The following is a 15,102-nucleotide window of genomic DNA, read 5'->3' on the forward strand; positions in this document are numbered from 1 at the left end:
CCTCAGTACGCCAGCGAGCGGTCGACGGCGTCGAGCACCCGGTCCAGGCTCGGTAGGTACTCCTCCTCGAGGCGCGCCGGCGGGTACGGGGCGTGGTAGCCGCCGACCCTGAGCACCGGGGCCTCCAGGTGGTAGAAGCAGCGCTCCGTGATCCGGGCGGCGATCTCCGCGCCCGAGCCGAAGAACACCGGTGCCTCGTGCACCACGACCAGACGGCGGGTCTTCTCGACCGAGGCCTGCACGGAGTCGAAGTCGAGCGGGGAGACCGACCGGAGGTCGAGGACCTCCAGGGACCTGCCCTCCTCGGCCGCCGCGTTCGCGACCTCCAGGCACAGCTTCACCATCGGGCCGTAGGCGGCGAGGGTGAGATCGGTGCCCGCCCGGACCACCTGGGCCTTGTGGAGCGGGCCGGGAATGGCCTCGACATCGACCTCGGCCTTGTCCCAGTAGCGCCGCTTCGGCTCGAAGAAGATCACCGGGTCGTCGCTCTGAATGGCCTGCTGCATCATCCAGTAGGCGTCCGAGGCGTTGGCCGGGGACACCACCTTGAGGCCCGCCACATGCGCGAAGAGCGCCTCCGGGGACTCCGAGTGGTGCTCGACCGCGCCGATGCCCCCGCCGTACGGGATGCGGATGACGACCGGGAGCTTGATCTTGCCCAACGCGCGTGCGTGCATCTTCGCGAGCTGCGTGACGATCTGGTCGTACGCCGGGAAGACGAAGCCGTCGAACTGGATCTCCACCACGGGGCGGTAGCCACGCAGGGCGAGGCCGATGGCCGTGCCGACGATGCCCGACTCGGCGAGCGGGGTGTCGATGACCCGGTCTTCGCCGAAGTCCTTCTGCAGCCCGTCGGTGACCCGGAAGACACCGCCCAGCTTGCCGACGTCCTCACCCATGATCAGGACCTTGGGGTCCGTCTCCAGAGCCTTGCGCAGCGACTCGTTGATCGCCTTGGCCAGGGCCATGCTCTTCGACGTCACGGTTTTCTCCGCCATGGTCATGCCCCCTCCACATCTGCGAACGACGCCTGGTAGGCGGCGAACTGGGCCCTTTCCTCGTCCACGAGCGCGTGCCCGTCGGCGTAGGTGTGCTCGAACATCGCGAAGTGGTCCGGGTCCGGCATGGCACGGACCACTTCGCGTACTCGCCTGCCCAACGACTCGCTCTCGGCCTCCAGTTCCGCGAAAAATCCCTCGTCCGCGTGGTTTGAGGCCTCGAGGTAGGTGCGCAGGCGCGCGATCGGGTCCTTTGCCGCCCAGGCCGCCCGCTCGTCGTCATGGCGGTAGCGGCTCGCGTCGTCGGAGGTGGTGTGGTCGCCCATGCGGTAGGTGTAGGCCTCGACCAGCGTCGGCCCCTCGCCGTTGCGGGCCCGCTCCAGGGCCCACTTCGTCACCGCGAGGACGGCCAGCACGTCGTTGCCGTCCACGCGTACGCCCGGGAAGCCGTAGCCCTGCGCGCGCTGGTAGAGCGGGACGCGGGTCTGGCGCTCGGTCGGCTCGGAGATGGCCCACTGGTTGTTCTGGCAGAAGAACACCACGGGGGCGTTGTAGACCGAGGCGAAGGTGAAGGACTCGGCGACGTCGCCCTGGCTGGAGGCGCCGTCCCCGAAGTAGGCGATGACCGCCGAGTCGGCGCCGTCCTTGGCCACGCCCATCGCGTAGCCGGTGGCGTGCAGGGTCTGCGAGCCGATGACGATCGTGTAGAGGTGGAAGTTGTTGGTGTTGGGGTCCCAGCCACCGTGGTTGACCCCGCGGAACATGCCGAGCAGGTTGGTCGGGTCGATGTCCCGGCACCAGGCGACGCCGTGCTCACGGTAGGTCGGAAAGACGTAGTCGTCGGGCCGGGTGGCGCGGCCGGAGCCGATCTGGGCGGCCTCCTGGCCGAGCAGCGAGGCCCACAGACCCAGCTCGCCCTGGCGCTGGAGGGCGGTGGCCTCGGCGTCGAAGCGGCGGGTCAGCACCATGTCCCGGTACAGGCCGCGCAGGTCGTCGGAGGTGAGGGTGGCGACGTACGGGTCGTAGGCGGCGTTCTTGACGCGCCTGCCCGCGGGGGTCAGCAGCTGGACGAGGTCCGGGTCGGCGACCGCCCCGGCCGTCTTCGCGGGTTTCGCCGCCGGCTTCTTGGCGACGGCGCGTTTACCGGTACCGGTAGCAGTACCGGTACCAGTGCGGGTGCGGCTGGTGGTGGTGCGCTTCGCGGCCGTGGCCCTGGTCGGGGCGGCAGGGGCAGTGGCGGGCTGCGCGGCCGTGGCTGATGCGTCGGCGGCCGGTGCGTCGGCGCTCTGCGCGGTGGTGCGGGTGGTACCGGTCTTGCTTCCGGCGCTGCGTCGCGGTTTGCGCGCGGCAGTGCTCTCCACGGTCACGTGTACTCCTCCGTCGGTCCGGCCCCGGGGTTGCCGGGTAACCAGTGCGGTCACCTGTTCCCGAGACCCGTGCACGGGGTGGGTGCCACTCGGCCGGGAACAGGCGTGACAGGTGCCCCGGCGAGCGTCCCGCAAAGCTCACGTTACCCAGTGCGCCATATTTCTATGAAACCCCCCTGACCTGCGTTTTTGCTTGGAAATCCAAGTAAATTGAGCAAGTGGGGAAGGGGCCCTGGTCACAGCCTTGCAGGGGGCCGGAACAACGGCACGTTATCCCGCGCACCCGGCCCACGGGAAGAGCCGGTATGTGAGACTGTCCCCGTGCCCGAAGACGGAAAAATCACCGTATTTCTCCTCGATGACCATGAAGTCGTCCGCCGGGGAGTCCACGAACTGCTCTCGGTCGAGGACGACATCGAGGTGGTCGGCGAGGCCGGCACGGCGGCCGAGGCCCTGGCACGGATTCCGGCCACCCGCCCGGACGTGGCCGTCCTGGACGTACGGCTCCCGGACGGCAGCGGTGTCGAGGTGTGCCGCGAGATCCGCTCCCAGGACACGGGTGTCAAGTGCCTGATGCTGACCTCGTTCGCCGACGACGAGGCCCTCTTCGACGCGATCATGGCGGGCGCCTCCGGGTACGTCCTGAAGGCCATCCGCGGACATGAACTACTGGCGGCCGTACGGGACGTGGCCGCGGGCAGATCGCTGCTCGACCCGGTCGCGACCGCCCGGGTCCTGGAGCGGCTGCGGAGCGGCGGCGGCGCCGACACGGGCGCGCAGGGTGACGAGCGGCTCGCCAACCTCAGCGAACAGGAGCGTCGGATCCTCGATCTGATCGGCGAGGGACTCACCAACCGGGCGATCGGCGAGCGGCTGCATCTGGCCGAGAAGACGATCAAGAACTATGTGTCCGGCCTGCTGTCGAAGCTGGGTATGCAGAGGCGCGCACAGGCGGCGGCGTACGTCGCCCGGATGCAGGGGGAGCGCCGGGGGCAGCCGGGGCCGGGGGACAGCAGGGACAGCAGGGACAGCGGGGGCAGCGGGGGCAGCGGGGGCAGCGGCGGGGGGTTTTGAGGGGTGAATCCCCGAATCGGGACTTAGGGCCTTTCTTCTCGGGGCGAGCGCCCCTGGTGTGCCCCTCCGCGCGGTGCGCACTGTGGGTACATGCCGACCGACGAACAGCGCGCCGCCGATCTCCTCGGCCGCGTCGAACACGGCCGGGTCGCGACCAGCATGCGCGCACTGCCCTGCCTGGCGTCCGCCCGGCACATCGTCGTGGACGGACGGCTCCTGCTGCGGCTGCACGGGGGCCACGGGTATCACAGGGCGTGCGTGGGCGGTGTGGTCGCGTACGGCGCGGATGTTCCGTCCGCCCGGAGTCGCGGATCGTGGTCCGTGCAGATCGTCGGGGAGTGCGCCGCCGTCGAACCGACCGCCGCCGAGCTCGACCGGTTCGGGCCCGCGCCCCGTTCTGTGGACGGCGTTCCCTTCGATCCCGTCTATCTGAAAATCGAACCCCAGTTCGTCACAGTGCACTCCGTGATCGAACCCGACCGCCCGTGACTGTACGCGGTCACCTGTGACTGCCTGTGACAAGCGCCCCGCGCGCACGCCCGGCTCGTGCCCTACCATCTGGCGCGTGCCGCGCTCATCTGTACCACCTTTTGCGTCCCACGCGCCCCCTCTGGGCGCCCTTCTCCGCCAGTACTCCGCCGGGTCCGCGCTGACCTGCCACCCCGTCGAACAGGGCCTGTTGAACCGCGGATACCGGCTCGCCACCACCCGCGGCGACTACTTCCTGAAGCACCACTTCGACCCCGAGACCGCCGACCCCGCCGCGATCGCCCGCCAGCACCGGGCAACCCAGCGCCTCGCGGATCTCGGCGTCCCGGTGGCCCCACCGCTGCCCGGCCGCGACGGCCGTACGGTCGCCGTCGTCGGCGGCCACGCCTACGCCCTGCACCCCTGGATCGACGGCCGCCACCGCCACGGCGGCCAGCTCACGACCGTCCAGTGCGACCGGCTGGGCGCGTTGCTGGGCGTGGTCCACGCAAGCCTGGAACGGGTGATGCCGAGGCGGGGCCGGGCACTGGGCGAGCAGGGCGAGGGCGGGGCCTGGGCTGGGGTTGGGCCTGTGAACGGGGCTGGGGCTGGTCCTGGGAACGGAACTTGGGCTGGGGCCGGTCCCAGGAACGCAGCTTGGGCTGCAGTTGGCCCGGGGAACGGGGCTTGGGCTAGCGCTGGGGCTGGGGCTGGGCCAAGGAACGCAGCTTGGGCTGCAACTGGCCCGGGGAACGAGGCTTGGGCTGGAGCCGAGCCCGGAAACGGGGCCTGGGCCGGAACCGGGCCCAGGAACGGGGCTTGGGCTGCAGCCGAGCCCGGAAACGGCACTCGGGCCGGAACCGGGCCCGCGAACGCAGCTTGGGCCGGAACCGGGGCTGAGAACGGAGTCTGGGCCGGAACCGGGGCTGAGAACGGAGTCTGGGCCGGAACCGGGCCCGCGAACGCAGCCTCGGCCGGAACCGGACCTGGAAACGGGGCCAAGCCCGGGAACGGCTCTTGGGCCGGATGCGAGGACGAGGCCGCAGGACAGGCCCTGCCCGGCCCGAGGGCAGCGACCGCCGGTCTGCCCCAGCCCCCGGAACGGGGCGGCGTCGCCGAGGTCGCCCCGCGACGAGACGCCGGCCGAGGGGGAGTGGCGAGCCGCCCTGGCAGAGTCGCCCACCACCGCTCCACCGCCCGCAGGATCGGCTCCGCCGACGGCCGGAACCGAGGCGTCACCCATGCCGAACCTGCCGAAGATGCCTTCGGTACGGCCCACGCCCCCGGTACGCCCGTCGAGCCCCCGTCCACAGCCGACAGGCACCGTTTACGCCACCCCCACAGCCCCGACCGCCCCCGCGACCCCGCCGAAACGCACCGCCCGACCGGTCCCGACCACTCCTACCGCTCCGACCACTCCGCAGACCCCGCCGACACCCAACCCTCCCCCTCCGCCGACCCCAGCGACACCTTCGCCCTCATCGACGATCTCCTGGCCCACGTCCGCCGCCACCGCCCCACCGACGCCTTCGACGAGCTGGCCCGCCACCGTCTCCTGGAACGGCGGGCACTGTTGGAGCGGCACGCGGACCGGCGGCCCCCGCCGGGCGGCTCGGTGGGCTGGGTGCACGGGGACTTCCACCCGTTCAACGTGCTCTACAAGGGAGACTCCCCGGCGGCGATCGTCGACTGGGACCGGCTCGGTGTGCGCCCCCGCGCGGAGGAGGCCGTACGCGCCGCCGCGATCTTCTTCGTGCAGCCCGCGGGCACGCTCGACCTGCCCAAGATCCGGGCCTACGCGCGCGCGTACCGGCGTACGGCGGGAGCCACGCCCTCCGAGCTCGCCGCCGCCGTGCACCGGGTGTGGTGGGAGCGGCTGAACGACTTCTGGATGCTCCGCTGGCACTACGAGCGGGGCGACACCCGCGCCGACTCCCAGTTCCCGGCCGCCTCCGCGCTCGCGGTGTGGTGGACGCGCGAGTACGACACGGTGTGCGAGGCGTTCGTGGCCTGACGCCACCCAGGGCGGTTTCGGCTGCCCGTAACCTCCGGACCCGTCAAAGCACAACGCGCGCGTGGAGCCCTCTTCGGGCCGCACGCGCGCGTGGAGGCTGGTTTCCGTCAACCGACCGGGGGTTCGTGCACCCGGAGGGATGGTCGGCGGCTCAGGGGGTGGTGCCTCCGCCGCCCTCCGTCGTACCGCCGTCCGCCTCGCCGCCACCGTCGGCGCCGGCACTGTCACCCGTCGGATCCGACGACGGCGTCGGATCCGACGACGGCGCCGACGCGGTTTCCGAGGGCACCGGGGTCGACGCCACGTCCGACGGTGTGCTCGACGGCTGAGTCGAGGGGGTCGGGGACGTGGTGAAGGACGGTGTGGACGACGGCGTCCACTGGGAGGATCCCGAGCCCGAACCAGTGCCGTCGTCCGTGGTGGTGTTCGACGGCTCCTCGGAGGGCTCCTCGCTCGGAGTAGGCGTGGGGTTCTCGCTCGTCGCGGACGGCGAGGCGGACGGCGTCTTCGTGGTGTCCGACTTCTCGCCGGTGCCCTTGCCGCCCTGGAGGGCGAGGGCGACGCCCGCCGCGACGGCGATCACGGCGAAGAACGCCAGTATCCACAGCTTGCCCCGGCCGCTTCCCCGGTTGCCGTGGCCCTCGAAGCCGCCGTCGTCCCCGCCGCCGTATCCGGTGGGCAGGATCTGCTGGGGGATCTGGGTGGTGCCGGACTGGTCGCCGGGGTGGTTCATCACCGCGGTACCGGCGAAACCCGCCGAGGGGGTGTGCCGGCCGTCGTGCATGTCGACGGGCCCGGTGTTCCAGGTGCCGGTGTGGCTGCCCTGGTCGTACAGCATCTGCAGGCCGTACTGGATCAGCCCGCGCATCTCCTCGGCGGTCTGGAAGCGGTCGTCCGGCTCCTTGGCGAGGGAACGCATGACGAGCCCGTCGAGTTCCGGCGGCGCGCCGTCCGAGACCTGGGACGGCGGCACCGGGATGTCCTGGACGTGCTGGTAGACCACGGACAGCGGGGTCTCGCCGGTGAACGGGGGCCGCAGCGCGAGGAGTTCGTACAGCAGACAGCCGGTGGCGTACAGGTCGGAGCGGTGGTCGACGGCCTTGCCGAGGGCCTGCTCCGGCGAGAGGTACTGGGGCGTGCCCATGACCATGCCGGTCTGCGTCATCGTCGTCGACGCGCCGTGCAGCGCGCGGGCGATACCGAAGTCCATCACCTTGACGGCGCCACCGTGCGTGATGATCACGTTGGCGGGCTTGATGTCGCGGTGCACGATGCCGTGCTGGTGCGAATAGGCAAGCGCTTCCAGCACCCCGGAGACGATGATCAGGGCCTGCTCGGGCCCCGGCGCCTCGGCGTTGATGAGGAGGTCACGAATCGTGCGCCCCTCGACGATCTCCATCACGATGTACGGGACGGACTGGCCGCCCACGAAGTCCTCGCCCGAGTCGTACACGGCGACGATCGCGTGGTGGTTGAGCCCGGCCACGGACTGCGCCTCGCGCGTGAAGCGGGCCTTGGAGATGGGGTCCTCGGCGAGGTCGGCGCGGAGCAGTTTGACCGCGACGGTCCGTCCGAGACGCACGTCCTCGGCGGCGAACACCTCCGCCATGCCGCCCCGGCCGAGTCTGTGGGTGAGCCGGTACCGGCCGTCCCCGACAAGTCCGCCGTTGCCCCACAACTCAGGCGCGTCTGACATACCGCCGCCCGCCGCCTCGGGGTCGGACGGGCCCTGAGCGCGCTGCTGTGCCATCAGTCCTCGCCGTCGTTTCTGCCCGCGGTGCGCGCGGTGTTGTTACGGTCTCCGTCGGCCACGCTACAGCCTCCACGCAAGCCTCCGGTCCGGGAGGCGGTCCGGGAGGAGCTCCGCGAGGAGCCCTGGAACGGGTCCCGGGCGGACCGGCCATCAAACCCGTTGCGGGTATCGTCGTGCAAATTCCGCACCCGGCCCGCGCAACCCCTGTAACGCTTCCGCGACGCTTCCTTCCCGTACGGTCACGGAACGGGCACCGAACTTGACGTGCCAGTGGCCTCCGGCAGACTTGGCCCGGAATCAGCCAATCGATCACGTGCGGCTGCGGAGAAGCCCCGGGGGACGCTGACACATGAGCCAGGACGGCGCACACGGCCGGTACGCGGGGCAGTCGCTCGCCGGCGGGCGCTACCAGTTGCGCGACCTCCTCGGCGAGGGCGGCATGGCCTCGGTGCACCTCGCCTACGACTCGGTCCTGGACCGACAGGTCGCGATCAAGACACTGCACACGGAACTGGGCCGTGAACAGGCGTTCCGCGAGCGCTTCCGCCGCGAGGCCCAGGCCGTGGCCAAGCTCACGCACACGAACATCGTCTCGGTCTTCGACACCGGCGAGGACGACGTGGCGGGGACGACGACCCCGTACATCGTCATGGAGTACGTGGAGGGGCAGCCGCTCGGCTCCGTTCTGGACGCGGACGTACGGCAGTTCGGGGCGATGCCCGCCGACAAGGCGCTGAAGATCACCGCGGACGTGCTGGCGGCGCTGGAGATCAGCCACGAGATGGGCCTGGTCCACCGGGACATCAAGCCGGGCAACGTGATGACGACCAAACGCGGCGTCGTCAAGGTCATGGACTTCGGCATCGCCCGCGCCATGCAGTCGGGCGTCACCTCGATGACCCAGACCGGCATGGTCGTCGGCACCCCGCAGTACCTCTCCCCCGAACAGGCGCTCGGCCGGGGCGTGGACGCCCGCTCCGATCTCTACTCGGTCGGCATCATGCTGTTCCAGCTGGTCACCGGACGGCTGCCGTTCAACGCCGACTCAGCCCTTGCGATCGCGTACGCGCACGTCCAGGAGCAGCCTGTCGCCCCCTCCTCGGTCAACCGCGCGCTGCCGCCGGCGGTGGACGCGCTGGTCGCCCGTGCCCTGAAGAAGAACCCGAACGAGCGTTTCCCGAGCGCCGTCGCCATGCGCGACGAGTGCCTGCGCGTCGCCGCTTCCCTCCAACCGGCCGCCCCGAACATCGTGCCGGGCGCCCCCTCGGCGAGCGGCGCGGGCGTGGCCTCCGCGGTGTTCCCCCCGGTCGACCAGGCAACTCCGCCGACACCGGGCCCCGTTCAGACCCCGTACCAGCCGACCCCGCACCCGCAGTCGCATCCGCAGCACGCGAATCCGTACGCCGCCACCCCGCCCCCGGCGTACGCGACCCCGCAGACACCGGCTCCAGCTCCGACTCCGGTTCCGGCGTACGGCTATCCGCAGCAGGCCGCGTACCAGGCGCCCGGCGCGTACGCCGCGCAGCACACGCCCCCGGTCGGCGGCTCCGGAGGCGGACGGAAGAGCAACACGCCGGTGATCGTGGGTTCGATCGTCGTCTCGCTCGTCGCCATCAGCGGGCTGCTCCTCGCCCTGAAGTTCGGCGGAAACAGCACCGACAACGGGGGCGGCAGCGTCCCGAGCGCCTCGGCCTCGCAGACCTCGGGGTCGCAAGCGGGTACGGATACGGGATCGGGGGCGGATTCCGGGTACAAGGGGCCGGACCCGGCGAAGACGATCGACGCGGAGGAATGCTCGGAGGCGCCGGAGTCGTACACCGACCCGGACAAGATCCGGCTGCCCGACTTCCGCTTCAAGAACCTGGCCTCGGTCAAGTCCTGTTTCCAGGCGGCGGGCTGGCGGATGAAGGTCACCCGGGTCGCGGAGAACACGTTCGGCAAGGACATGATCACGGACCAGTTCCCCTCCGCGGGCACGGACGCCGACCCGGAGGACATGCCGGTGATCGAGCTGAACGTGTCGACGGGCTACCCGTCCTGATCGGACGGTTGTTCATGGAGCGGGGCCCGGCAGCCGGTCGGTCGGCGGCCGGGCCCCGCTCCATGAGATCAGGGGACGGCTAGAGGTACGGGCCGCCCGTACGTCCGCCCGTGCGCGGGTCCTCGTCGCCCTCGTGGCCGCCGACTCCCGGCGGCAGCGCGCGGCGCATCTGCTCCAACTGGGCCCGCGCGGCCATCTGCTGGGCGAACAGGGCGGTCTGGATCCCGTGGAAGAGGCCTTCCAGCCAGCCCACCAACTGGGCCTGCGCGATCCGCAGTTCGGCGTCACTGGGGATCGCCTCGTCGGTGAACGGCAGGGACAGCCGCTCCAGCTCGTCGACCAGCTCGGGCGCCAGACCGTCCTCCAGCTCCTTCACCGAGCTGGCGTGGATCTCCTTGAGCCGGACCCGGCTCGCCTCGTCGAGAGGAGCCGCGCGCACCTCCTCCAGCAACTGCTTGATCATGCTGCCGATCCTCATGACCTTGGCGGGCTGCTCCACCATGTCCGTCACCGGGATCTCTCGGGAGTCGTCGTCACCGCCACCACCGAGAGCCATCCCGTCCTGGCCAACGACCAGGATCTGGGGGTTCTCCGGCGACCTTTCGTTCCTCGGCATCTCCATGCGGACATTCTCTCGCACCGGACGGTGACGGTGGCCGGTGGGTCCGGCCGACCCCCCGCCCGACGTGCCGGACGGGCGACCGCGTGTGAGGCTGGTCCCGTCGAACCCCGGTGACGGGTGACCGTCGACCGGCGACTCCGCGGCGGGAGGAGGCCACCGACATGACTCCATGGCTCCGCACCCTGCGTACCTGCGGCACCCTGCTGGCCCTGGCGGCACCCACGCTCGCCGCCCACCCCCACGGCACGACAACCCCGTACGACGCCACCCGGGCCGTCCGGCCCGCCCCCGACGTCTCCCGGGCCGGCAGCCTGGCGGGCGAGGGACGGGAGCGTCCCGGGCGGCGGGAGTCCGCGCCGCCCGACGAGGCGACGGACGGCGCGGCCGAGCCCGTCCCGGCGCCGACCTCCGTCCCGGACGAGCCGGGAGACTCCGCCGCCCTGCCCGGCGCGGTCTCCGGGCCGGTGCTGCGGATACTGCCGCTCGGCAGCGGTCTGGTCCTCATCGGTCTCGGCCTGGGCCTCGCCTTCCTGGCGCTGCGCCTGCGCGCCCGTAGGACGTGACCCCGGGGGCGTCGTCCTACGGGACCACCAGCAGCACCTTCCCCACGTGCGTGCTCTCCTCCACCAGCCGGTGCGCCGCCGCCGCGTCACTCATCGGGAACTCGCGGTCGACGACCGGCCGAACCTGACCGGCCTCGATCAGCGGCCACACGTGTTCGCGTACGGCGGCCACGATCGCCGCCTTCTCGGCCGACGGGCGGGCGCGCAGCGAGGTCGCGGTGACCGCGGCCCGCTTGGTGAGGAGCGCGCCGATGTTCAGTTCGGCCTTGACGCCGCCCTGCATACCGATGATCGCGAGCCGCCCGTTGACGGCGAGGGCACGGATGTTGCGGTCCAGGTACTTGGCGCCCATGTTGTCGAGGATGACGTCGGCGCCGGTCCCGCCGGTGGCCTGCCCGAGCTCCTCGACGAAGTCCTGCTCCCGGTAGTTGACGAGGATGTCGGCGCCCAGCTCGGCGCACTGGTCGAGCTTCTCCTTCGTCCCCGCAGTCACCGCGACCCTGGCACCGACCGCCTTGGCGAGCTGGATGGCCATGGTGCCGATGCCGCTGGAGCCGCCGTGCACGAGGAGGGTCTCGCCGGGGCGGAGGTGGGAGATCATGAAGACGTTCGACCAGACCGTGCAGGCCACCTCGGGCAGCGCCGCCGCCCGCTTCAGGTCGATGCCCCGGGGAACGGGCAGCAGCTGGCCGGCCGGCACGGCGACCTTCTGGGCGTAGCCGCCGCCCGCGAGCAGCGCGCACACCTCGTCGCCGACGGACCAGCCGGAGACTCCGGGCCCGATCCCGGCGATCCGGCCGGCGCATTCGAGGCCGGGGTACGGGGAGGCGCCGGGCGGTGGGTTGTAGAAGCCCTGGCGTTGCAGGAGATCGGCGCGGTTGACGGCGCCGGCCACCACCTCGACCAGCACCTCGCCCTCGCCGGGAACGGGATCGGGGACCTCGGCCCACACCAGCGCCTCGGGCCCTCCGGGTTCGGGAATCGTGATCGCACGCATGAGTGGACGCTACTCCCCGCCCCGGGGAAATCGGGGTGCGGTACCGGTCCGGGGGAGAGACCGTGGAGAAACGTGCGGCCGCGCGAGCGATGAGTTCTCGGCCGGCCGGCGGTCTCCCTCTGCGTCACCCCGTACGCGCAAGGACTCCGGAAGGACCCGAGACATGAGCCCACAGGCAGCCAGGGCGGGCCGGGCGGCCGAGGTGCCCGACCTCGCGATCGAGACCGCGGGTCTGGTGAAGACCTTCGGTGACACCCGGGCCGTCGACGGCGTCGACCTCGCCGTGCCCACCGGCACGGTCTACGGGGTCCTCGGTCCGAACGGCGCAGGCAAGACGACCACCGTGAAGATGCTGGCCACCCTGCTCAGGCCGGACGGCGGCGAGGCACACGTCTTCGGCCACGACGTGGTGCGCGAGGCGGACACGGTACGCGGCAGGGTCAGCCTCACCGGCCAGTACGCGTCCGTGGACGAGGACCTCACCGGCACCGAGAACCTCGTGCTGCTCGGCCGGCTCCTCGGCCATCACAAGCGGACCTCCCGCGAGCGCGCGGCCCAGCTGCTGGAGGCCTTCGGGCTCACGGACGCGGCGGCGAAGCAGGTCAAGCACTACTCCGGGGGTATGCGGCGGCGGATCGACATCGCCGCGTCCATCCTCAACACTCCCGACCTGCTCTTTCTCGACGAACCGACGACCGGACTCGACCCGCGCAGCCGCAACCAGGTGTGGGACATCGTGCGCGCGGTGGTCGCGCAGGGCACGACGGTGCTGCTGACCACGCAATATCTGGACGAGGCCGACCAGCTGGCGTCCCGGATCGCCGTGATCGACCGGGGCAAGGTGATCGCGGAGGGCACGAAGGGCGAGCTGAAGGCGTCCGTCGGCGCCGGGTCCGTCCATCTGCGGCTGCGCGACCAGGCCCAGCGGCCACAGGCGGAGGAGGTGCTGCGGCGGACCCTCGACGCGTCCGTGCAGCGCGAGCCCGATCCGGTGGCGCTGACGGCCCGGGTCGGTACGTCGGTCGGCGACAGCGCGGCCGAGCAGGCGGCCCGCGCCCTCGCCGAACTGGCCCGGCTCGGCATCACCGTCGACAACTTCTCCTTGGGCCAGCCCAGCCTGGACGAGGTCTTCCTCGCCCTCACCGGCCACGACACCCAGGCCGACTCCACGACCGGCCCCACCACCGGCTCCACGGCAGACTCCACCGAAGGCGAGGCGGCGGCATGAGCACCGCGACCACGACCACCGAGAACAGGGAACTCGCCCCCGTCAGCGCCGAGTCGCTCGCCGCGCTGCTCGTCGCCAAGGACCGGCCGCCGCGCCCCAGCGCGCTCTCGGCGTCCCTGACCTTCGGCTGGCGCGCGATCCTCAAGATCAAGCACGTCCCGGAGCAGCTCTTCGACGTGACCGCGTTCCCGATCATGATGGTGCTGATGTACACGTACCTGTTCGGGGGCGCGCTGGCGGGCTCCCCGCGCGAGTACATCCAGTTCCTGCTGCCGGGCATCCTGGTGATGTCGGTCGTGATGATCACGATGTACACGGGTGTCTCGGTCAACACGGACATCGAGAAGGGCGTCTTCGACCGCTTCCGTACGCTGCCGATCTGGCGGCCCGCGGTGATGGTCGGCTATCTCCTCGGCGACGCCCTGCGCTACGCCATGGCGTCCGTGGTGATGCTGACGGTCGGCGTCATCCTGGGCTACCGCCCCGACGGCGGAGTGGTCGGCGTGGTCGCCGGCATCGCCCTGCTCCTCGTCTTCTCCTTCGCCTTCTCGTGGATCTGGACGATGTTCGGGCTGCTGCTGCGCACGGAGAAGTCGGTGATGGGCGTCAGCATGATGGTGATCTTCCCGCTGACCTTCCTGTCGAACGTCTTCGTCGACCCGAGCACCATGCCCGGCTGGCTCCAGGCCTTCGTCAACAACAGCCCGATCACCCATGTGTCGTCGGCGGTACGGGAGCTGATGGCCGGTGAATGGCCGACCGCCGAGATCGCCTGGTCATTGGGGTGGGCGGGCGCGCTGGTGCTGGTCTTCGGCCCCGTCACGATGCGGCTCTACAACCGCAAGTGACCAGGCGGCGGACGATCAGTTGTCGCGGATCGGACGGACGTCGGGCGCCACATGCCCGCCCGGCGTCGCCCGCACGATGGTGATGAGCCGGTCGGCCACCTGAAGCTCCCCGATGGACGGATCGTCGTACCCCAGCACCCGATGCCCGCGTACGACGCTCACCACCAGGTCGTCCGTCTCGCGCGGCCCCTTGCCCACCTCGGCCTTTATGACCGGCCGTTCGACGATGTCGAGCCCGCTGCCCTGCTGGATGAGGTCCTCCATGACCATGCCGGCGGCCGGGCTGAGCACCGACAGACCGAGCAGTCGCCCGGCCGCGCTCGCACTCGTGATGACGGCATCGGCGCCGGACTGCTTCAGCAGCGGCGCGTTCTCCTCCTCGCGCACGGCGACCACGATCTTCGCCGTGCGGTTGAGCTGCCGGGCCGTCAGCGTGACCAGGACGGCCGTGTCGTCGCGCTGGGTGGCGATGATGATCTGCCGCGCCTTCTGCAGTTCGGCCCGCAGCAGTACGTCGCTGCGCGTCGCGTCGCCGACCACTCCCGCGTACCCCTCGGCGGTGGCGGCGTCCACGGCCTTGGCACTGGGGTCGACGACCACGACCTGTTCCTTCTTCAGTCCGGTGACACAGACGGTCTGCACGGCCGACCGCCCCTTGGTCCCGAACCCGATGACAACGGTGTGCTCTCGCAAGGCCGCCCTCCAGCGGTTCTGGCGCCACTCCTCCCGTGTGCGTTCCGTGAGGACTTCGAGAGTCGTGCCGACCAGGATGATCAGGAAGAGCACGCGCAGCGGTGTGATGACGAAGATGTTGGTGAACCGGGCGGCGTCGCTGACGGGCGCGATATCGCCGTATCCGGTGGTGGAGAGGGTGACGGTGGCGTAGTAGAAGGCGTCGAGGAGGCTGACGGAGCCGTCGGCGTTGTCGTTGTAGCCGTCGTGGTCGAGATAGACGATGAAGGCTGTCCCGACCAGCACCAGCAGGGCCATGGCGACGCGTTTGCCGACCTGCCGGATCGGCCGTTCCACCACGGTCCGGGGGAGTTTCACCCGATGGGTCACCAGATGCTCGTCCGCCTGGCGGGCGATGGCGTCATGGCCCGGCAGTTTCACGTGAAACATCCTCCAT

The 15,102-nt window shown here is 71.0% G+C and carries 13 protein-coding genes and 1 pseudogene; 8 read left to right on the forward strand and 6 right to left on the reverse strand.

Annotated features, from left to right (window positions below):
• Window positions 1-2: 2 nt before the first annotated feature.
• The gene (locus PV396_RS19230) at window positions 3-998 is read right to left on the reverse strand and encodes an alpha-ketoacid dehydrogenase subunit beta (protein WP_319206064.1); all 996 of its coding nucleotides are present in this window, start codon (window positions 996-998) and stop codon (window positions 3-5) included.
• Between the two features lie 2 nt (window positions 999-1,000).
• Window positions 1,001-2,365, reverse strand: a complete 1,365-nt coding sequence (pdhA, locus tag PV396_RS19235) for a pyruvate dehydrogenase (acetyl-transferring) E1 component subunit alpha (RefSeq protein ID WP_319206066.1) — start codon at window positions 2,363-2,365, stop codon at window positions 1,001-1,003.
• A gap of 321 nt (window positions 2,366-2,686) precedes the next feature.
• Here pdhA and PV396_RS19240 point away from each other — a divergent pair, with 321 nt between their 5' ends.
• From PV396_RS19240 to PV396_RS19255, 4 genes and pseudogenes are all read left to right on the forward strand, one after another.
• Complete coding sequence (locus PV396_RS19240) at window positions 2,687-3,439, forward strand: response regulator transcription factor (RefSeq protein WP_319206068.1); 753 nt, start codon at window positions 2,687-2,689, stop codon at window positions 3,437-3,439.
• Between the two features lie 90 nt (window positions 3,440-3,529).
• Window positions 3,530-3,928, forward strand: coding sequence for a pyridoxamine 5'-phosphate oxidase family protein (locus PV396_RS19245; protein ID WP_319206070.1), 399 nt, complete (start codon window positions 3,530-3,532; stop codon window positions 3,926-3,928).
• Window positions 3,929-4,004: 76 nt separating this feature from the next.
• Window positions 4,005-4,451 (forward strand): annotated as a pseudogene (locus tag PV396_RS19250) (phosphotransferase); the annotation flags it as partial.
• Between the two features lie 510 nt (window positions 4,452-4,961).
• Window positions 4,962-5,921, forward strand: a complete 960-nt coding sequence (locus tag PV396_RS19255; RefSeq protein WP_416071441.1) for a phosphotransferase — start codon at window positions 4,962-4,964, stop codon at window positions 5,919-5,921.
• A gap of 151 nt (window positions 5,922-6,072) precedes the next feature.
• Here the strand turns inward: PV396_RS19255 and PV396_RS19260 are convergent, their stop codons facing one another.
• A complete protein-coding gene (locus PV396_RS19260) occupies window positions 6,073-7,674 on the reverse strand; it encodes a protein kinase domain-containing protein (protein WP_319206371.1) in 1,602 nt (533 codons plus the stop codon).
• 349 nt (window positions 7,675-8,023) lie between these two features.
• On the opposite strand from PV396_RS19260, the gene PV396_RS19265 reads away from it, so the two are divergent.
• The gene (locus PV396_RS19265; protein WP_319206072.1) at window positions 8,024-9,715 is read left to right on the forward strand and encodes a protein kinase domain-containing protein; all 1,692 of its coding nucleotides are present in this window, start codon (window positions 8,024-8,026) and stop codon (window positions 9,713-9,715) included.
• A 79-nt stretch (window positions 9,716-9,794) separates the two neighbouring features.
• Here PV396_RS19265 and PV396_RS19270 read toward each other — a convergent pair whose 3' ends face one another.
• Window positions 9,795-10,337, reverse strand: coding sequence for a bacterial proteasome activator family protein (locus tag PV396_RS19270; RefSeq protein ID WP_006381368.1), 543 nt, complete (start codon window positions 10,335-10,337; stop codon window positions 9,795-9,797).
• A 161-nt stretch (window positions 10,338-10,498) separates the two neighbouring features.
• Between PV396_RS19270 and PV396_RS19275 the strand changes: the two genes are divergently transcribed.
• Window positions 10,499-10,900, forward strand: coding sequence for a hypothetical protein (locus tag PV396_RS19275; protein ID WP_319206074.1), 402 nt, complete (start codon window positions 10,499-10,501; stop codon window positions 10,898-10,900).
• A gap of 16 nt (window positions 10,901-10,916) precedes the next feature.
• Here PV396_RS19275 and PV396_RS19280 read toward each other — a convergent pair whose 3' ends face one another.
• The gene (locus tag PV396_RS19280) at window positions 10,917-11,897 is read right to left on the reverse strand and encodes an NAD(P)H-quinone oxidoreductase (RefSeq protein WP_319206076.1); all 981 of its coding nucleotides are present in this window, start codon (window positions 11,895-11,897) and stop codon (window positions 10,917-10,919) included.
• Window positions 11,898-12,060: 163 nt separating this feature from the next.
• On the opposite strand from PV396_RS19280, the gene PV396_RS19285 reads away from it, so the two are divergent.
• Window positions 12,061-13,125 (forward strand): ATP-binding cassette domain-containing protein, encoded by a 1,065-nt coding sequence (locus PV396_RS19285; RefSeq protein ID WP_319206078.1) that lies wholly within the window; start codon window positions 12,061-12,063, stop codon window positions 13,123-13,125.
• Window positions 13,122-13,973, forward strand: a complete 852-nt coding sequence (locus PV396_RS19290) for an ABC transporter permease (protein WP_319206079.1) — start codon at window positions 13,122-13,124, stop codon at window positions 13,971-13,973. Before PV396_RS19285 ends, PV396_RS19290 begins: the two co-directional genes overlap by 4 nt.
• A gap of 15 nt (window positions 13,974-13,988) precedes the next feature.
• On the opposite strand, the gene PV396_RS19295 is transcribed toward PV396_RS19290, so the two are convergent.
• Complete coding sequence (locus PV396_RS19295; protein WP_319206082.1) at window positions 13,989-15,095, reverse strand: potassium channel family protein; 1,107 nt, start codon at window positions 15,093-15,095, stop codon at window positions 13,989-13,991.
• Window positions 15,096-15,102: the final 7 nt, after the last annotated feature.

It is taken from the genome of Streptomyces sp. ME02-8801-2C (assembly GCF_033793965.1).
In the GTDB taxonomy this organism is placed as follows: domain Bacteria; phylum Actinomycetota; class Actinomycetes; order Streptomycetales; family Streptomycetaceae; genus Streptomyces.